Annotated in this window: 16 protein-coding genes and 1 tRNA gene; 9 read left to right on the forward strand and 8 right to left on the reverse strand. The window is 63.4% G+C overall.

Going from position 1 to position 17,813, the window contains the following annotated elements:
* The first annotated feature begins 25 nt into the window (after nt 1-25).
* Both NKI21_RS12150 and rnd read left to right on the forward strand, forming a co-directional pair.
* Nucleotides 26-1,267 (forward strand): MFS transporter, encoded by a 1,242-nt coding sequence (locus tag NKI21_RS12150; protein WP_352442525.1) that lies wholly within the window; start codon nt 26-28, stop codon nt 1,265-1,267.
* A gap of 78 nt (nt 1,268-1,345) precedes the next feature.
* Complete coding sequence (gene rnd / locus NKI21_RS12155) at nt 1,346-2,497, forward strand: ribonuclease D (protein WP_023810193.1); 1,152 nt, start codon at nt 1,346-1,348, stop codon at nt 2,495-2,497.
* Nucleotides 2,498-2,547: 50 nt separating this feature from the next.
* Here the strand turns inward: rnd and NKI21_RS12160 are convergent, their stop codons facing one another.
* From NKI21_RS12160 to guaB, 3 genes are read right to left on the reverse strand one after another with little or no spacing between them, the layout of a single operon-like run.
* Nucleotides 2,548-2,967 carry an MAPEG family protein gene (locus tag NKI21_RS12160; protein ID WP_127288888.1) on the reverse strand — a complete coding sequence of 140 codons (420 nt, stop codon included), beginning with the start codon at nt 2,965-2,967 and terminating at the stop codon, nt 2,548-2,550.
* Nucleotides 2,968-3,004: 37 nt separating this feature from the next.
* The gene (locus NKI21_RS12165; RefSeq protein ID WP_352442524.1) at nt 3,005-3,628 is read right to left on the reverse strand and encodes a hypothetical protein; all 624 of its coding nucleotides are present in this window, start codon (nt 3,626-3,628) and stop codon (nt 3,005-3,007) included.
* A complete protein-coding gene (gene guaB / locus NKI21_RS12170; RefSeq protein ID WP_023810190.1) occupies nt 3,579-5,081 on the reverse strand; it encodes an IMP dehydrogenase in 1,503 nt (500 codons plus the stop codon). Before guaB ends, NKI21_RS12165 begins: the two co-directional genes overlap by 50 nt.
* Before the next feature lie 308 nt (nt 5,082-5,389).
* On the opposite strand from guaB, the gene NKI21_RS12175 reads away from it, so the two are divergent.
* Entirely contained in the window at nt 5,390-6,811 is a 1,422-nt protein-coding gene (locus tag NKI21_RS12175; RefSeq protein WP_352442523.1) for an MFS transporter, read from the forward strand.
* A gap of 11 nt (nt 6,812-6,822) precedes the next feature.
* Here NKI21_RS12175 and NKI21_RS12180 read toward each other — a convergent pair whose 3' ends face one another.
* Nucleotides 6,823-7,620, reverse strand: coding sequence for an RlmE family RNA methyltransferase (locus NKI21_RS12180; RefSeq protein WP_352442521.1), 798 nt, complete (start codon nt 7,618-7,620; stop codon nt 6,823-6,825).
* 22 nt (nt 7,621-7,642) lie between these two features.
* Nucleotides 7,643-9,001 carry a Ppx/GppA phosphatase family protein gene (locus tag NKI21_RS12185; protein ID WP_352865727.1) on the reverse strand — a complete coding sequence of 453 codons (1,359 nt, stop codon included), beginning with the start codon at nt 8,999-9,001 and terminating at the stop codon, nt 7,643-7,645.
* A gap of 392 nt (nt 9,002-9,393) precedes the next feature.
* On the opposite strand from NKI21_RS12185, the gene NKI21_RS12190 reads away from it, so the two are divergent.
* The 4 genes from NKI21_RS12190 (at nt 9,394) to NKI21_RS12205 (ending at nt 13,235) form a co-directional block, all read left to right on the forward strand.
* On the forward strand, nt 9,394-10,326 hold the full coding sequence (locus tag NKI21_RS12190; protein ID WP_352553982.1) for a lysylphosphatidylglycerol synthase domain-containing protein: 933 nt from the start codon (nt 9,394-9,396) through the stop codon (nt 10,324-10,326).
* A gap of 175 nt (nt 10,327-10,501) precedes the next feature.
* Nucleotides 10,502-10,575: transfer RNA gene (locus tag NKI21_RS12195), tRNA-Gln, on the forward strand.
* Nucleotides 10,576-10,789: 214 nt separating this feature from the next.
* Entirely contained in the window at nt 10,790-11,392 is a 603-nt protein-coding gene (locus tag NKI21_RS12200; protein WP_352865885.1) for a hypothetical protein, read from the forward strand.
* Nucleotides 11,393-11,555: 163 nt separating this feature from the next.
* The gene (locus NKI21_RS12205; protein ID WP_352865731.1) at nt 11,556-13,235 is read left to right on the forward strand and encodes a tetratricopeptide repeat protein; all 1,680 of its coding nucleotides are present in this window, start codon (nt 11,556-11,558) and stop codon (nt 13,233-13,235) included.
* Nucleotides 13,236-13,334: 99 nt separating this feature from the next.
* Here the strand turns inward: NKI21_RS12205 and NKI21_RS12210 are convergent, their stop codons facing one another.
* A complete protein-coding gene (locus tag NKI21_RS12210; RefSeq protein ID WP_127288900.1) occupies nt 13,335-13,556 on the reverse strand; it encodes a hypothetical protein in 222 nt (73 codons plus the stop codon).
* Nucleotides 13,557-13,826: 270 nt separating this feature from the next.
* On the opposite strand from NKI21_RS12210, the gene NKI21_RS12215 reads away from it, so the two are divergent.
* On the forward strand, nt 13,827-14,828 hold the full coding sequence (locus tag NKI21_RS12215) for a L,D-transpeptidase family protein (protein ID WP_352865888.1): 1,002 nt from the start codon (nt 13,827-13,829) through the stop codon (nt 14,826-14,828).
* A 69-nt stretch (nt 14,829-14,897) separates the two neighbouring features.
* Here NKI21_RS12215 and NKI21_RS12220 read toward each other — a convergent pair whose 3' ends face one another.
* Nucleotides 14,898-15,584 (reverse strand): D-lyxose/D-mannose family sugar isomerase, encoded by a 687-nt coding sequence (locus tag NKI21_RS12220; protein ID WP_127258087.1) that lies wholly within the window; start codon nt 15,582-15,584, stop codon nt 14,898-14,900.
* 189 nt (nt 15,585-15,773) lie between these two features.
* Here NKI21_RS12220 and NKI21_RS12225 point away from each other — a divergent pair, with 189 nt between their 5' ends.
* Nucleotides 15,774-16,832 (forward strand): D-TA family PLP-dependent enzyme, encoded by a 1,059-nt coding sequence (locus NKI21_RS12225; RefSeq protein ID WP_352865891.1) that lies wholly within the window; start codon nt 15,774-15,776, stop codon nt 16,830-16,832.
* Between the two features lie 174 nt (nt 16,833-17,006).
* On the opposite strand, the gene NKI21_RS12230 is transcribed toward NKI21_RS12225, so the two are convergent.
* Nucleotides 17,007-17,771 carry a heme ABC transporter permease gene (locus tag NKI21_RS12230; RefSeq protein ID WP_128305095.1) on the reverse strand — a complete coding sequence of 255 codons (765 nt, stop codon included), beginning with the start codon at nt 17,769-17,771 and terminating at the stop codon, nt 17,007-17,009.
* Nucleotides 17,772-17,813: the final 42 nt, after the last annotated feature.

Consider the following 17,813-nt stretch of genomic DNA (forward strand, 5'->3'; position numbering starts at 1 on the left):
ATCACCGACACGTGATCGCCTCTTCATGTCCTCCATCCGCCCGATGATCCCGCTCCTTCTCGCCGCCGGCATTTTGCTCGGCGGCAATGGGCTGCAGAGCACGCTGATCGCGCTGCGCGGCGCGCAGGAAGGGTTTTCGGCTTCCGACATCGGCCTGATGGGCACCTTCTACTTTGCCGGCTTCCTGCTCGGCTGCCTGGCCATCACCCGCATCATGAAGGCGGTTGGCCATATCAGGGCGTTTTCGGCGCTGGCGGCGATCGCCTCGGTGGGCACCTTGCTTCTGGTGCTGGTCATCGATCCGGTGATGTGGTGCGCGGTGCGCCTTGCCGGCGGCTTCTGCTTCGCCGGGCTGTTCACCATCGTCGAAAGCTGGCTGAATTCCGGCGTCGGCAATCACGATCGGGCACGCGTGCTGGCGATCTACCGGATGGTCGACATCGGTTCGGTGACATCAGCCCAGTTCCTGATCCCGGTCTTCGGCGCCGGCGGTTTCGCCATATTCGCCATCATGTCGATGATGATCACCTTGTCGCTGGTGCCGGTGTCGCTCGGCGACCGCTCCAACCCGGCACCACCCGAAGAGGTCAAGCTCGACCTGGCGCGCGTCTGGCGGATTTCGCCGCTGGGCTGCTTCGGCTGCGTCGCCGTCGGCGTCACCAACAGCGCCTTTCGCACCCTGTCGCCGGTCTACGCCGAGCAGATCGGCATGTCGGTCGCCGATGTCGTCACCTTCGTCAGCGTCGGCATTTTCGGCGGCGCCATCATCCAGTATCCGCTGGGTTACCTCTCCGACCGCTGGGACCGGCGCCGGGTGCTGCTGATGACGACCTGCTGTGCGATGTTTTCGGCGCTGGCGCTGGTGTTCATCGCCGGCAGCAATCCGGCGCTCAACTTCATCCTCATCTTCATCTTCGGCTGTTTCGCCATGCCGCTCTATTCGCTGTCGGCGGCGCATTCCAACGATCGCGCCGACACGGGCGAGTTCGTGCTGATCAACGCGGCGCTGATGCTGTTCTATTCCTTCGGCGCCATTGGCGGCCCGTTCGCCGCCTCGACCGCGATGCAATATTTCGGACCGGGCGCCCTGTTTGTATTCAGCGCGGTGGTCTATGCGATCTTCATCGCCGTCATCCTTTACCGCATGCAGGCCCGGTCCGGTGTGCCGGCAGGCAGGCGCGGCCGCTTCACCGCGCTCCTGCGCACTTCGACGGTTTTCGCGCGGCTGGCCAGGAGAAACGACGATTCCGATGGTCCGGGAACCTGATGATGGCGGTGCCAAAGCTTGACGAAAGCCCCGGCGGCTGAAATCTAGGAAGACCTTACTCCTGTCAAAAGCGATTTGATGAACGTCATCACCACCCAGAAAGAACTCGAGACCGTTCTCGCCGCTTTCGAAAAGTCGGATTTCGTCACCGTCGACACCGAATTCATTCGGGAAACGACCTTTTGGCCGATCCTGTGCCTGATCCAGATGGCTGCACCCGGCGTGACAGCACTCATCGATCCCCTGTCGCCCGATATCGACCTGAAGCCGTTCTTCAGGCTGATGGCCAATGAAGCGGTGGTCAAAGTCTTCCACGCCGCGCGGCAGGACATCGAAATCATCGTCCACCTCGGCGATCTGGTTCCGCATCCGGTGTTCGACACGCAAGTGGCGGCGATGGTCTGCGGCTTCGGTGACAGTGTTTCCTACGATCAGCTCGTGCAGCGCATTACCGGCGCGCGGCTCGACAAGTCGTCGCGCTTCACCGACTGGCGCCACCGGCCGCTTTCCGACAAGCAGCTCGACTACGCGCTGGCCGACGTCACGCATCTCATCGAGGTCTATCAGCACCTCAGCGCCGAATTGGAGCGGGAAAACCGCGCCCATTGGCTCAACGAGGAGATGGAGGTGCTGACCTCACGCGAAACCTATGATCCGCATCCCGAGGACGCCTGGAAGCGGCTGAAGATGCGGCTGCGCAAACCGCAGGAATTGGCGATCGTGCAGGGCGTTGCGGCGTGGCGTGAGCGCGAGGCGCGCGAACGCGACGTCCCGCGCGGCCGCGTGCTCAAGGACGACGCGATCTACGAGGTGGCGCAGCAGGCGCCGCGCGACACGGCAGCCCTCGGCAAGCTGCGCACGACACCGAAGGGCTGGGAGCGCTCGTCGACGGCAACGGCGCTGCTCGGCGCGGTCAACACCGCACTTGCCTTGCCCAAGGAGCAGATGCCGAAATTGCCGAAGAGTTTCCAGCCGCCCGAGGGCTCGAGCGCCGCGGCGGAACTGTTGAAGGTGCTGCTGCGGATCGTCGCCGAAAAGGAAGGCGTCGCCTCGAAGGTGCTGGCCTCCAGCGACGACATCGACCGTATCGCCGCCGAGGGCGAGGAGGCCGACGTACCGGCCCTGCAGGGTTGGCGCCGCGCGGTGTTCGGCGAGGCCGCGCTCAAGCTGGTGCGCGGCGAGATCGGCATCAAGTTCGACAAACGCAAGATAGCGGTGTTCGATCTGTAGACGAGCGTTCTTTCCTTCTCCCGCAAATGGGGAAGGGAGAGCTGCTCTGCTCAGACCGCGCCGAGCAGGTGCAGCGCGAACCAGATCCATCCCAGCAGAAGAATCACCGCACTGACGAAGAATGACCGGCTGCGCAGCAGCAGATTGTTGCTGGTCAGGTGAACCCAGGCATGGAAATAGCGCGACGCGACGAAAATCCACATCAGCGCCAGGGTCAGATAGTTGACGCCGTTGGTCAGGTGCAGCGTCAGGCACAGCACATAGAACAGCACCGGCAGTTCGAACTGGTTGGTGAGATTGGCGGCAACGGTGACGCTGGAGGCCGGCTCGGTCGAACGCACCTTGAACTGACCGGGTTTCGCCTCGCCTGACCTGACTGCGCCGTATCTGCGGCGACCCAGGACGCAGTATACGATGTAGATCAGCAGCACATGCGCGAGAACGGGCCAGAAGATCGTGGTCTGGTTCATCAAGTGCCCCCTGCCCGGTTGGGCTTCGCGTGCGGCATCAGGCCTGGCGTTTCTGGCCTGCAAGCCAGAAGGCCGCAATGACGATCACCGGTATGGCGAAAAGCGCGAATTTGGTGACGGTGAGCGCCGAGGCGAAAGACAGCGAGTCCGGGTTGGCCGACAGGAAATCGGACAGAAGCCGCGCCACCGCAAAGTTCTGAACGTAATGTGCAAGCGTGTAGGGAAGCACCAGGACCAACGCGAAAATCGACTGCAGCTGCGCCGGCAGCACGCGGAAAGCCTTCAATCGCCGGCCGGTGGCCAGGATGAGGCTGACCAGCGTGACCGACAACAGCGCCGGGAACAACAGATCGAAGGTCAGATAATGCCAGACGAGAATGATCTCGCCGCCGCGCCGGCCGAGCGCCGTCAGCCAGGCCATGCCTTCGTCCGGCGTAAACCCTAAAATGCGCATGTCGAGTGACGGCAAGCCGCCGCTCAACTGGCGGAAATAGAAGAATTCCAGCGCCGTCATGGCGATGAAAACCACCCCTGACAGGAAACAGAGCGCGCCTGCGTGGCGCGATAGCCGCAGGATCGTTGCCGTCAGGTTCCGCCCGAGCCCGTACTGGTCAGGCTCCGCCGGGATAGTTCGGGCTTTCGCGGGTAATCGTGACGTCATGGGCGTGGCTTTCACGAAGTCCGGCATTGGATATGCGCACAAAAGTGGCGCGCTCGCGGAAATCGGCAAGATCACGGCCACCAACATAACCCATAGCGGCTTTCAAGCCGCCCGCAAGCTGGTGCAGCACGCCGGACACAGGTCCTTTGTAGGGAACCTGCCCTTCGATGCCTTCCGGGACCAGTTTCAGCGTGTCGCGCACCTCGGCCTGGAAGTAGCGATCGGCCGAGCCACGGGCCATGGCGCCGACCGAGCCCATGCCGCGATAGGCCTTGAAGGAGCGGCCCTGGTGCAGATAGACCTCGCCAGGGCTTTCGTCGGTTCCAGCCAGCAGCGAGCCGATCATGGCGGCACTGGCGCCGGCGGCCAGCGCCTTGGCAAGATCGCCGGAATATTTGATGCCGCCATCGGCGATCACCGAGACGCCGGATTTGTGCGCCGTCTCGACAGCCGACATGATGGCGGAAAGCTGCGGCACGCCGACGCCGGCAACGATGCGGGTGGTGCAGATGGAACCCGGACCGATGCCGACCTTGACGGCGTCGGCACCGGCGTCGATCAGCGCCTGCGTGCCCGCGGCGGTGGCGACGTTGCCGGCCAGGATGCGAACCGAGTTGGAGAGCTTCTTGGCGCGCGTCACCGCGTCCAGCACGCGCTGCGAGTGGCCATGCGCGGTGTCGATCACCAGAAGGTCGACGCCGGCATCGATGAGGCGCTCGGCGCGTTCGAAACCGTCATCGCCAACGCTGGTGGCGGCGGCGGCACGCAAGCGGCCCTGCGAGTCCTTGCTGGCGTGCGGGTTGAGCTGCGACTTCTCGATGTCCTTGACGGTGATCAATCCGACGCAATTGCCCTGCCTGTCGACGACCACCAGCTTTTCGATGCGGTGCTGATGCAGAAGCCGCTTGGCCTCGTCCTGGTCGACGTTCTCCTTGACTGTGATCAGGTTGTCACGGGTCATCAGCTCATGGACCTTCTGCGCCGGATCGGACGCAAAGCGCACGTCGCGATTGGTCAGGATACCGACCAGCCGTCCGATCTTGTGGCCGCCGCTGCCGCCGTTCTCCACCACCGGAATGCCCGAGATCGAATAGCTGCGCATCAGGCCAAGCGCGTCGGCGAGCGTCGCGTCGGGGCCGATGGTGACGGGATTGACCACCATGCCGGATTCGAATTTCTTGACCTGCCGCACCTGCTCGGCCTGTTCGGCCGGCGAGAAATTACGGTGGATGACGCCAATGCCGCCGGCTTGGGCCATGGCGATGGCGAGCCGCGCCTCGGTGACGGTGTCCATCGCCGCCGAGAGGATCGGCACGTTGAGGTCGATGTCGCCGGCGATGCGGGTGCGGACATCGGTTTCGCCGGGCATGACCTCGGAATGACCGGGCTGTAGCAGCACGTCGTCAAAGGTCAGCGCCAATGCGCCGGTGGACGTTTCGATGATTTTTGCCATAGCCAGTCCCTTGAATATAAAACGCGGTGGGGGAATACAAAAAAGCGCTGGACCGGAATGGACAGCGCCGACTCGTTTCTTCCCTTTCAGGATTGGCGCTGGCTGGTACCACGTCCGGGCGCCGATGAAAAGCCGATGATTTCACGCTCCCGGAAAGGTGACTTTTCGGCGAAGGGATGCGACCTGTGGTTGCCGGTCGCACAAAAGTGACAGCAAATTAATGCGACATGCCGGCGAAGGCATGGTAACCGCCCGCCTCAAGGCCGACATGCAACCGGCAACGCAACATTCAAGTCTGGACGCGTTCCTTGAACCGCACCATTCCGCTTATACTGGCGGTCGCCCTTTTCATGGAAAACATGGATTCGACCGTCATCGCGACATCGCTGCCGGCGATCGCCGTCGACATCCACACCAGCCCGATCGCGCTCAAGCTGGCGCTGACTGCCTATCTGGTATCGCTGGCGATCTTCATTCCGATCAGCGGCTGGATGGCAGACCGTTTCGGCGCCAAGAATATCTTTCGCGCCGCGATCGCGGTCTTCATCGTCGGGTCGATCGCCTGCGCCCTCTCCGGTTCACTGCCGGCTTTCGTGGTGTCGCGCTTCCTGCAAGGCATCGGCGGCGCCATGATGACGCCGGTCGGGCGGCTGGTGCTGGTGCGCGCGACACCGAAAAGCGAACTCGTCGCGGCGATGTCCTGGCTGACCGTTCCGGCGCTGGTCGGACCGCTGGTGGGCCCGCCGGTCGGCGGCTTCATCACCACCTACTTCACCTGGCACTGGATTTTCCTGATCAATGTGCCGATCGGTCTGATCGGCATCTGGCTGGCGACGCGTTTCCTGCCGGAGACCGAACCCGCGCAGACCCCACCACTTGATTTCATCGGCTTCGTGCTGAGCGGGCTGGCGGCATCCGGCGTGGTGTTCGGCCTGTCGGTGGTCAGCTTGCCCTATCTGCCGCCAATCGTCGGTGTCCTCACCGTAGCGGTCGGCCTCGTATCGGGCGCGCTCTATCTGCTGCATGCGCGCCACGCCAAAAACCCGCTGCTGGCGCTCGAATTGTTCCACAACCAGGTGTTCCGCTCCTCGGTGCTTGGCGGCGGGCTGTTCCGCATCGGCATTGGTGCTGTGCCGTTCCTGCTGCCGCTGATGTTCCAGATCGGCTTTGGGCTGACGCCGTTCCAGTCCGGCATGATCACCTTCGTCTCTGCAATCGGCGCCATCGGCATGAAATTCGTCACCGCGCTGATCTTCCGCGTCGCCGGCTTCCGCCGCGTTCTGGTTGTCGGTTCGCTGGTCGCCGCCGCCTCGATCGCCATCAACGGCCTGTTCACACCCGACACACCCTATCTCTTGATGCTGGCCATGCTGCTCGTCGGCGGCTTCATCCGCTCGATGTTCTTCACCGGCGTCAATGCGCTCGCCTATGCCGAGGTTTCGGCTGAAGACACCAGCAAGGCGACGCCGATTACAGCGGTGTTCCAGCAGTTGTCGGTCGCGCTCGGCGTGGCGCTGGCCGGCGGAATCCTGGAAGTATCGACGAGCCTGAACGACAGGTCATTGACACTGGCGGATTTCCACACCGCGTTCTTCGTCGTCGCGGCGATTTCCGCCGCCGCGTCCCTGTCGTTCATGCGGCTGGCGCCCGATGCCGGAAACGCCATCTCGGGCCATGGCCGGCTGACCGTGCCCAAGACGCTGGAAACGGTGAGCCCGCCCGGCAACTGATGCGGCTGGCTTTACGTCTCGTCGTCCTCCGGCCCTTCGCTATGGCTCCGGGCGCTCGAGTCCTTCGGAACGTCCACTGGACGTTCCGATCCGCCTGGCGGCGGACCGGCCTCTCGCCCTTTAAAATCCTTGGCCAGCAGATAGAGCTCGACCGATTCATCCCGCGACGCCGGCGGCTTGACGTGATGGACGGAGCGGAAGTTCTTCTTGAGCATGGAGAGCAACTCGTTTTCGGCGCCGCCCTGGAAGGTCTTGGCGAGGAAATGCCCGCCCGGCTTCAGCACCGACAGCGCAAAATCGGCCGCCACCTCGCACAGATGCATGGTGCGGATATGGTCGGTCCGCTTGTGGCCGGTGGTCGGCGCCGCCATGTCGGACAGCACGATATCGGGATCCCCACCCAGCGCCTCGGCCAGCTTCTGCGGCGCCAGCGGATCGAGGAAATCCATCAGCAGCACCGGCGCGCCGGGCACGGCGTCCATTTCGAGATAATCGATGCCGATGACATGCGGCTTGTCGGCCGTCGATTTCGTCCGCGCTGCCGCGACCTGGCACCAGCCGCCGGGGGCGGCGCCGAGGTCGATGACCTTCATACCGGGTTTCAGCAGATGGTGCTTGTCGTCGATCTCGATCAGCTTGTAGGCCGCGCGCGAGCGATAGCCGTCAGCCTTGGAGCGCTGGACATAGGGATCGTTGATGTGGCGCTGCAGCCAGCGGCGCGACGATTCCTTCAGGCCGCTCTTCTTCTTGATCCGCGTCTTCAACACGCGAATGCTGGCGGATCCTGGTTTTTCCGGTTTCTTGGTCATTGCTTATTTCTTCGGTTCGGGCTCACGCTCTGCCACGCCCATCGTTGCGCCAGACGCCGTCATCGGCCATCAGCTCGCTCAATATACCTTCGCGCAGGCCACGATCGGCGACTCGCAGCCGCTCGGACGGCCACACGGCGCGGATCGCTTCGAGGATAGCACAGCCGGCCAGCACCAGATCGGCGCGATCGGCACCGATGCAAGGGTTGGCGCAGCGCTGCTGGAAATCCCAGCCGACCAGTCTTTCGACCATGCGATCGACGCTGTCGCGGTCCATCCACAGCCCGTCGACACGGCGGCGATCATAGCGCTCGAGCTCAAGGTGGACACCGGCCAGCGTCGTCACAGTGCCTGACGTACCCAGCAGATGGAAATTCGGGCTGGCCTTGAGATGGCTCAGCCGATCGCGACCGTCGAAGCTGGCCAGCCGGCCGGCAACGTCGTCGACCATGGCGGCAAAGATCTCGCGCGTCACCGTGCGACCGCCAAAGCGCTCGGCCAGCGAGACGACGCCGACCGGCAGCGACGTCCACGACACGATATGATTGGCCAGCCTCGGCGAACGGCGGCCGGCGAGATCGATGAGCGCGATTTCGGACGAGCCACCGCCAATATCGAACAGGACGACGCCTTGGGTGTCGCGCTCGACCAGCGAGCCGCAGCCGGACACCGCCAGCCGCGCCTCGGTCTGGCGGTCGATGATCTCGAGCTTCAGGCCGGCCTCGCGTTCGACACGGTCGATGAACTCGACGCCGTTTTCGGCCGTGCGGCAGGCCTCGGTGGCGATCAGCCGGGCTTTCCTGATCTTGCGGTTGCGCAATTTGTCGCCGCAGATTTTCAGCGCCTCGACCGCGCGGTCCATCGCCGGCTGGCCGAGCCGGCCATTGGCGGTGAGCCCCTCGCCCAGCCGGACGATGCGAGAAAAAGCGTCGATGACGCGGAACTGGCCATGCCGCGTCGGCACGGCCACCAGCAGCCGGCAATTGTTGGTACCGAGGTCAAGCGCCGCAAACACCGGAAGCTCCTGGACCGGCGGCCGACGGGCGCTCTGTTCCGGCCGTGGCACTACAGCGGCGGGCGAGACCACCGATTCCGCCGGTCTGTGGGACTCCGCCGCCGGGACACCGGCTTTGCCCGGCGCCGGCGATCGATTCTCCGTGGGACGTGCCTCGTCGCGCGCAAAAACCTTGCGCCCGCGCCTTCGCTTGCGCCGCTTCTTGGGCTTGCCTTTGTGGGGTGCGTCGCCCGCCTGCCCGTCCGCGGAGCGGAGCTCCGTCGGGCGACGTTGCTGCCAGCTTGCGTTCCCCGGGCCAGCCGACCGCTGGGAAGCGCTGGACACGCCCACCTCCGGCGCGCCGGCGCCGGTGTCGTGGTCTTCCACTGTCGTTCCTTCCGGCGCCGCGCGAACCTATGATGGACGCAGCAGGCGCTTCAGTGTTTTAAGTTGCCGCCAGACTAACAGCGCCGCGCCCGATCACCAAGAGCCGCGTGCCGAATTTTGCCGGCAGGCCGCAAACCGCCGTTCCGGTGCGGCCGCGTAATGAACCCGCACGCCGCAGATGCCGGCGCTACGCCTGCCGGCATCTCTTTCGGCCGCTCACGACGGACAAATCTTGCCGGCCGCCGCTGCGACAAGGGTTCGCGGTTGAATAGCCGGCTTCGATGAGGCATTTCTGAAATGAGCGGAAGAATCCGGCAAGCCGGCCTCCCACCAGCCACGGAAAAGGAAGCGGCCCCGCAACGCATGGCAGTCAGGCAATGAATTGGCAGGCAATGAACTGGAGACGCTATTTCTGGCCGGTTGTCGGCATCGCCGCCGTGATCTTCTCGCTGCTGCTGCTCTGGCACGAACTGCGCGGCGTTTCCCTCGACGACGTCTGGGACGGTATCACGGCCATTCCGACCCGGGGTTGGGTCCTTGCCGCGCTGTGTTCGGTCATCGCCTATGCCTCGCTTGCCGGCTACGACCACATCGCGCTCCTGCATATCGGCAAGCGCGTGTCGTGGCTGTTCGTCACGCTGTGCTCCTTCACCACCTATGCGCTGTCGCACAACATTGGCGGTTCGGTGTTTTCGGGCGCAGTCATCCGCTATCGCGCCTACGGTACCAGGGGCCTGACCGGACAGGATGTCGGCGTGCTGGTGGCGGTCTGCTGGATCACCTTCGTGCTGTCGACGATTTTTGCCTCGGGCCTCGTTCTGGTGTTCGAGCCCGAGATACTCGACCGGTTTTCCGGCATCGCCCATCATGGCCTGTCGGAAGCGGCCGGTATCGCGATGCTGCTGCTCGTCGCCGCCTATGTCTTCGGCAGCTGGCTGCATCTGCGCCCGCTGAAGATCGCCAGCTTTCAGCTCCACTATCCGGCGCTGCCGATCGTCGCCCGGCAGCTGCTGATCGGCCCGATCGAACTGCTGGCCGCCGCCGCGATCATCTTCTTCGCCCTGCCCGAAGCCCACAATCCTGGTTACTTCGTCATATTGGGCGTCTTTCTCGTCTCCTTCTCGATCGCGCAGATCTCGCATGCGCCGGGCGGCCTCGGCGTCTTCGAAGTGGTGTTCCTGGCGGGGCTTTCCGACATGGATCCGGTCGGCGTGCTGGCGGCGCTGCTGGTGTTCCGGCTGTTCTACCTGATCATCCCGCTGATTCTGGGCCTGGGGGTGGTGCTGTTCTTCGAACGCTCGCAGTTCAGCCGGACGGAACCTTGAGGCGTGGGATTGGACTGGGAGCCGCGCGCCGGCATCTGAAGTGTGGCGTCTGAATCACCTGACGAAACCTGCCATTGAACCACAGAGCAGGCTTGACTATTTTCCGCTGGCGGCTACAAGGCAGCGCTCACAGCGGCTTAGCCGCTCGGCCCGCACGGTTCATGACCGCGCCTGCTGGGGAATAGGTTAACGGTAGACCCACGGACTCTGACTCCGTTAGTCCTGGTTCGAATCCAGGTTCCCCAGCCAAAATCCCACAAGCAAACCAATGATTTAGCACGCCAATTTGGCATCGTTTTCATCTGCATCGCTATGTCAGTAACGCACAGTACCGGGCTTTTACGGGCGCTACTCGCAGTTGCCCGCAATTGAGCCGGTCGAGATTCCCGGAGCGAAAAAGATCGTTGCCGCCGGCGCGTGCTACTCGCTAAGCTTCATGAAGGTTCCAGCACAATGCCGCGTCATGCTCACTGACAGCCAGTACATTTTCGAAAGCATCAAGGAGGGCTGCTTGACGCTCTCCGATGACGAGTTCGTCATCGACAGGCTGGTGAAGTATTTCGGCAATGGGAGGATCCGGTGGCACGTCGAATTCCGTGGGCATCGCGTCGAGCTGACGACAGGCCAGCTCAAGAAGCAGCCGACCTTCCGCAGGAAGATACTCGAACAGGCTGGGGTGCTGCCGCCCCAGCGTGCCGGGACCGACTACAGGCGATGGGCACTGGATCTGAGGAAGAATGCCATCGAGCTTCCGTGGCGGGATAGGCCGGTGGACGTCGGTTTCGCCATCGACAGGCTGACCAGCCATGGCGATGAGCGCTGGACGGTCGAATACCAGGGCAAGGCCATCAAATTCACGACGACCAAACTCCGCAGGCAGGTGAGTTTCCGCAAACGCATGCTGGCCAAGGCCAAGGTGTTGCCGCCTCAGTTGGACCCGGCTGCCTATCGGAAGTGGATGGACTGGCTCATTCAAAACGCCACCGCGGCTGACCCGCAGGCCGGCGATGCCTTGGTGACCGAGAAAAGTTGGCTGGACGACCTGCCTGAGCTGGCCGGCTGGTAAAACGAAACGCTGGCCAAACGACCAGCCGGAGGTGGCGGAAATATGTAAGCAAAGCCGCAATGGCACTCGTTGCGTTTGCCACGCCTGCGGATTTCGGCACACATCGATGGCGAGGACTCTGCGACAGCTTGGGTCGCACCCCACAGGATTTGAGTGAGACCCCATGGACCGCTTCGACCTCGGCACCTACCGCCGCCCCATCTCCACTCGCTCCACAGAAACCCAACGTTGGTTCGATATTGGCCTCAACTGGTGCTACGGCTTCAACCATGAGGAAGGCATCAAGTGTTTTGAGAAGGCGCTCGAAACAGATCCTGAATGTCCGATGGTGCATTGGGGCATCGCCTATGCCGCCGGACCTTTCTACAATCTGACCTGGAAGGAGCATGGCGAGGCCGAGGCCGACAGCGCGGCCAAGCGCTGCTTCGAGCATGTCCAGCTTGCGCGGGCCAATGCGGTTGCCGCCAACGAAATCGAGAAGCGGCTGATCGAGGCGTTGGCCGCCCGCTTCCAGAAGCCGCACCGGGTGAGCCCCGAGGAATTCGAACGGTGGGGTGACGCCTATGCCGCCGCGATGCGGCTTGTGTACAGCGACTTTCCCGACGACCATGATGTGATGGCACTGCTGGTCGAAGCGCTGATGATGCGCACGGTGCGGCGGCTGTGGAACCTCAAGACCGGCGCGCCGGCTCCGAATTCCGATGTCGTCGAGGCGCTCGACGTCTGCGAGCGGTCGATCCGGCTTGCCGACGAGGCCGGCGCGGCACAACATCCGGCGATCGTCCACCTGCACATCCATCTCCTGGAAATGTCCACCATGCCGGAGCGCGGCATGCGCTCGGCGGATCTGCTCGGCGAGATGTGCCCCGATGCCGGGCATATGAACCATATGCCGGGGCACATCTATGTGCTGTGCGGCGAGTATGAGAAAGCAAAACGTGCCAGCGAAAAGGCGGTGCGCGCCAACGACCTGTATCTCGCCTATGCGGACGAGCCGACCTACTATTTGCTGGGCTGCTGCCACGATCTGCACCTGATGATGTTCACCTGCATGTTGTCGGGCCAGTACCAGCCTGCACTGTGGGCCGCCGACAGAGTGCGCAGCCTGGTCACGCGCGAGGTGGTCGCCATCCAGGGCCGGCCCAAGCTCACGCAGACGGTGGAAGGCTACCATGCGATGAAATCGCATGTTCAGGTGCGCTTCGGCCGCTGGCAGGAGATCATCGACGAGCCTGTAACCGCGGAGCCCGGCCTCTATGTGCTGACGGCGGCCATGCAGCACTACGCCAAGGGCGCCGCGCATGCGACGCTTGGGCAATTTGCTGAGGCCGAGCGCGAGCGCGAAGAGTTCCATCGGCATCTGAAAGATATTGCGCCCGAGCGGCGCTTCCTCAGCAACCCGGCGCAGGCTTCGCTGGCTGTCGGTGTCGCTCTGCTCGACGGCGAGCTGGCGTACCACCAGGGCCGGCATGACGAGGCCTATGGCCATTTGCGGCAGGCGGTCGAGCTTGACGACAATTTGTCCTACACCGAACCGTGGGCCTGGATGCACCCGCCGCGCCATGCGCTGGCGGCGCTGCTTCTCGACCAGAGCCACGCGCAAGAAGCAGAACAGGTCTATCGCGACGATTTGGGCCTGAGCGGCAAGGTGCAGCGCTGCGCCCAACATCCGAACAATGTCTGGGCATTGCACGGGCTGGTGGAATGCCTGAAACGGCGCGGCGAGACTGATGAATTGTCGATACTGCAGACAAGCCTTGCCGCGGCGATGGCCAAGGCGGATGTGCCGATCACCTCGTCCTGCCTGTGCAGGACGAGCGCGCATCAAGGCTGCTGTCACTGACGCGAAGTCAGCCTGTCGCCACTGTTGCGGCCGATCGGCTCGCCAAACAAATTGTCGGCCGATCGTCGTTGGCGGTGGAAACCTCGCCGCCCGGTCGTGTCACCTGCCGATCGGCCAAGGCTCCATACCGCGTCGTTCCACGCCTTCCTCGATCAGCACGGAGCAGTCTATCTCATCGTGAAGTTGAGCGTTTGGGTCAGACGAAAGCCAGGAAGCATAGGACCGAAGCTGTTTGAGCCTGGCTGTTTTCTCAAGCCGTGCCTGGCGCTCGTCCTCGGCAGGTTGAGCAGGTCTTTTGTTCTTCTGGGCAGGAAATTGCATCCTGGCTCTCCTCGATCACCGAGCCTATGGAGACAGACGCTCAATGGGACCTTGGCCTATTGCCAACACATGCGCTGACGAGAGTCGCCATCCATCTTGATGATGGCGGACCCTTATCAACAATGCACCCGCGCCACCCGCCAGGTGCTCCCGGTCCGGGTTCGCTGCGGCGCATCGGCACTCGGCAGCCGGACTCAGCTGCAGGGGAATGGAACCAGATCGGCCGTGCGACGTCATAGAAGCAGGTGCTCATACAGGAGTGTGACGTCCATGATCAGGCTCGTTCTTGCCGCTGCCGCCATGCTCTTCATGGCATGCGGCGCAACGGCGGCAAAACTGGACGCGGCCACCGTCAACAACGCCCAATTTGACGGCAGCGAAGCGAAAGGCGTCAGTGCGACCGTGCTGAAGGCGCAAATCCTCCTGGATCGTGCACGCTTCTCGCCAGGCCTGATCGACGGCCGCCAAGCAGAGAACTTCACCCGGGCAGTCAGTGCGTTTCAAGCGGCCAGCGGATTGCCTGCCGACGGCAAGCTTAGCCGCGAGACATGGGACAAGCTGGTCGCGACCTCCTCGCGCCCCGCGCTTGAGACCTACGAGTTGACGCGCAAGGATGTGCGTGGACCGTTCACCAAGCGAATTCCGGCGCGCATGGAGAGGATGGCCCGCCTGCCCCGGCTCGCCTATCACAATGCCTTGGAAAAGGTGGCGGAGCGCTTCCACATCAGCGAGCAGCTGCTTGAACGGCTCAATCCCGGCATCGGCTTCAGAAAGGCGGGGCAAAAGCTGCTGGTGCCAGCTGTCGCCCGAGGTGATCCGCCGCAAGACATTGGGAACGTCGAGGTCGACAAGAGCGCTCGCCAGGTTCGCGTGCTCGACCCTTCCGGCAAAGTGCTTGCGACGTACCCCGCCTCGATCGGGAGCCAGGAGAAGCCCGCGCCGAGTGGCGAGGCAGAGGTCAAACGCGTGGTGCGCCACCCAACCTATCACTACGATCCAGAGTTTGCCTTCAAGGGGGTGAAGACCAAGCGCCCCTTCACGATCGCTGCCGGACCAAACAATCCGGTGGGATCGGTCTGGATCGATTTGTCCATCGATAGTTATGGCATTCACGGGGCGCCGGACCCAGGCAAGATCGGAAAGACCTTCTCGCATGGTTGCATCAGGCTGACCAACTGGGATGCCGAAGACCTCGCCTCCGAAGTGCAAAAAGGCACAAAGGTCGTCTTCAAGGACGAAGCGGCAGGATCGGTCGAACAAGGATCGCAGTAGGTAGGCGCTACCGGCTAACCCGCTTTCGATCGTGGGGCTGGCGTCACCGAAGGCATGGGGCGGCGCTCCTTACCCCAGCCATTTCTCGTAGTCGGACACCAGCAGGTGCACCGGGGCAACGTCTTCGTCGATGTTGGAAAAACGCCCGATCGGTTCGCGGAACACATTGTCGGTGAGATCGTCATTGACGGTCGAGACCTCGCCGATCAGCACGTCCTTGCCCTCGGCCCAGAAGGCATGCCAGACGCCGGGCAGCAGCGTGACGCTCTGGCCCGGGTCGAGCTTCAGGAGCCCACCCGCAGGCAGCCTGTGGATGGTTCCGTCGACCGGCACCGAGACCTCGGCCTTGGGATCGATGCCGCCGTCGCGGTCATGCATGAACAGTTCCAGCACCAGCTTGCCGCCGCCACGGTTGATGATGTCCTCGGCCTTGATGTTGTGGCGGTGCATCGGCGACAGCTGGTCCTTGCGCGAGATCATGATCTTCTCGGCATAAAGCATGCCCATGCCCTTCTTCATGTCCTCGTAGCGGCCGTTGCGAACGGTGAACAGGAACAGGCCGAGTTCCCTGAATTTCTCTTGCCCGTAATCGGTGATGTCCCAGCCAAGCCGCGAGGTGAATACGGCCGACGAGTCGACCTGACGCGCCTTCGCCTCCTGCGGCGACCAATAGGCGAAGGGCGGCATGATGTAGCCGAACGAGCGGATGAAAGCGTCGGCTTCGCGAATGATGTCGTTGATGGCGGAGCGCTTCATGATCATGATCCCTTCGTATCGATTTGTCTGGCAAATCGCATAGCCGAACGTCGATGCGTGTCGATCCATCTCGCCGCCTGTCCGGCGTTGCGCTTAGGCGCATGGACCACAGATCCGCTTCGCTGGCCGCGTGACATCACGGATTTTCAGGGCCATAAAACCCGCGGATTCCTCATGGGGTGAAAGATGATGCCGACCGTTCACGATCTCGATACGCCATCCATCCTGATCGACACCACGCGCGCGGAAGCCAACATTGCCCGCGCCCAGGCGCATGCCGACAAGAACGGGCTGAAGCTCAGGCCGCATATCAAGACGCACAAATTGCCCTACTGGGCGAAGAAGCAGGTGGCGGCCGGCGCCGTCGGCATCACCTGCCAGAAGATTGGCGAGGCCGAGGTGATGGCGGATGCCGGGCTGACCGATATTTTTCTTCCCTACAACATCCTTGGGCGCGCCAAGCTGGAGCGGCTTCTGGGGCTGCACGGGCGCGTCACCCTGTCGGTGACAGCGGACAGCATGGAGACGCTCGAAGGGCTGGCAACCACCTTCACCGATGCCGGTCATCGCTTGCAGGTGCTGGTCGAATGCGACACCGGCATGGGCCGCTGCGGCGTGCAGTCGGCTGATGAAGCGGTCGCGCTGGCAAGACAGATCGACAGAGCCGGCGGCCTCGCCTTCGGCGGACTGATGACCTACCCGGCCGCCGGGCGGGCAGCGGAGGCCGAAGCCTGGCTCACCGAGGCCAAGCAGGCACTTGCCGCGTCGGGCCTCGCCTGCGAACGCATCTCCAGCGGCGGCACGCCGGATATGTGGCGCTCCAGCGATACATCTGTTGTCACGGAGTATCGTCCAGGCACCTACATCTATCTCGACCGCTATCAGGTCGCCAAAGGCGTCGGCGGCCTCGACGACTGCGCGCTGACGGTGCTGTCGACGGTGGTCAGCCATCCCACAGCGACGCGCGCTATCCTCGATGCCGGGAGCAAGGCGCTGTCCAGCGATACGCTGGGTCTCGCCGATTTTGGCGAGTTGCTCGGCGTGTCGGGAGCGCGGGTGACGGGCCTGAGCGAGGAGCACGGCACCGTCACGCTTTCGGGCGACGGCAAGCTGCGCATCGGCGAGCGCGTGCGCGTCGTGCCCGACCATTGCTGCGTCGTCACAAACCTGTTCAACGAGGTCAATCTGGTCGACGGCGACAAGGTGCTGGAAACGCTCCCGGTGGCGGCGCGCGGAAGGATGGGGTGAGGGTCATCGTCAAGGCCAGCGAAACGCCGCAGTATCTTCAGCACGCCGGCGGGACAGCGCCCCCTCTGGCCTGCCGGCCATCTCCCCCTCAAGTGGGGAGATCAGCAGCTTCAGCGCCCCACTCACTGCTCAGAGATAGACGTTGGCGAAAGCGAAAATTACAGTCGACGCGCGTCAGTTGGCGGACCGCTCGGCCTGCCGTGCCGCAACCCTGCGCATGGCAATCACCCGGCGGCGGCGGATTTCGGTGCGCATCGCCATCAGGTGCAGCGCGAAGAACAGCACGGTAAAGCCGAGCGCCATCACCAGAAGCGGCCATAGCAGGCTGGAGTCGATGGTCGAACCGCCCATGCGGAACACCGAGGCCGGCTGATGCAGCGTGTTCCACCAGTCGACCGAGAACTTGATGATCGGGATGTTGATGAAGCCGACCAGCGTGATGATGGCGGCGGCCCAGGCGGCGCGGCTGGCATCGTCGAGCGCGCGGGTCAGCGCGATGATGCCGAGATACATCAGGAACAGCACGAAGACCGAGGTCAGCCGGGCATCCCAGACCCACCAGGTGCCCCACATCGGCTTGCCCCAGATCGAACCGGTGATCAGCGCCAGCGCGGTGAAGACGGCGCCGATGGGGGCTGCGGATTTCAGCGCGACATCTGCCAGCGGGTGCCGCCAGACAAGCGTGCCCAGCGCCGAGACCGCCATCAGCGTGTAGCACATCATGGCCAGCCAGGCGAAAGGCACGTGGATGTACATGATGCGGACGGTTATGCCCTGCTGGAAATCCTCAGGCGCGGCGAAGCTCATATAGAGCCCGACGGCGAGGATGAGTGTGGCGATCGTGGCCAGCCATGGCACGACCTTGTCCGCCAGCCCGACGAAGCGCGTCGGGTTGGCGAGATCCATCCAGCCGGTCAGGCGTGAAGTCGTGTCGCTCATGCGGTTCTACATAAACCGCCACGGCGTTCGGGGCAATCGAGC

Origin of the sequence: Mesorhizobium sp. M0715 (assembly GCF_040320355.1) — a bacterium.
Classification (GTDB): Bacteria; Pseudomonadota; Alphaproteobacteria; order Rhizobiales; family Rhizobiaceae; genus Mesorhizobium.

Coding starts and splice junctions, on each gene's coding strand:
- NKI21_RS12160 (WP_127288888.1), bottom strand. CDS start 2,967: ATGAACCAGACCACGATCTTCTGGCCCGTTCTCGCGCATGTGCTGCTG.
- rnd (WP_023810193.1), top strand. CDS start 1,346: ATGAACGTCATCACCACCCAGAAAGAACTCGAGACCGTTCTCGCCGCT.
- NKI21_RS12230 (WP_128305095.1), bottom strand. CDS start 17,771: ATGAGCGACACGACTTCACGCCTGACCGGCTGGATGGATCTCGCCAAC.
- NKI21_RS12150 (WP_352442525.1), top strand. CDS start 26: ATGTCCTCCATCCGCCCGATGATCCCGCTCCTTCTCGCCGCCGGCATT.
- NKI21_RS12205 (WP_352865731.1), top strand. CDS start 11,556: ATGGACCGCTTCGACCTCGGCACCTACCGCCGCCCCATCTCCACTCGC.
- NKI21_RS12225 (WP_352865891.1), top strand. CDS start 15,774: ATGCCGACCGTTCACGATCTCGATACGCCATCCATCCTGATCGACACC.
- NKI21_RS12190 (WP_352553982.1), top strand. CDS start 9,394: ATGAACTGGAGACGCTATTTCTGGCCGGTTGTCGGCATCGCCGCCGTG.
- NKI21_RS12220 (WP_127258087.1), bottom strand. CDS start 15,584: ATGAAGCGCTCCGCCATCAACGACATCATTCGCGAAGCCGACGCTTTC.
- NKI21_RS12165 (WP_352442524.1), bottom strand. CDS start 3,628: ATGACGTCACGATTACCCGCGAAAGCCCGAACTATCCCGGCGGAGCCT.
- NKI21_RS12210 (WP_127288900.1), bottom strand. CDS start 13,556: ATGCAATTTCCTGCCCAGAAGAACAAAAGACCTGCTCAACCTGCCGAG.
- NKI21_RS12200 (WP_352865885.1), top strand. CDS start 10,790: ATGCTCACTGACAGCCAGTACATTTTCGAAAGCATCAAGGAGGGCTGC.
- NKI21_RS12180 (WP_352442521.1), bottom strand. CDS start 7,620: ATGACCAAGAAACCGGAAAAACCAGGATCCGCCAGCATTCGCGTGTTG.
- NKI21_RS12215 (WP_352865888.1), top strand. CDS start 13,827: ATGATCAGGCTCGTTCTTGCCGCTGCCGCCATGCTCTTCATGGCATGC.
- guaB (WP_023810190.1), bottom strand. CDS start 5,081: ATGGCAAAAATCATCGAAACGTCCACCGGCGCATTGGCGCTGACCTTT.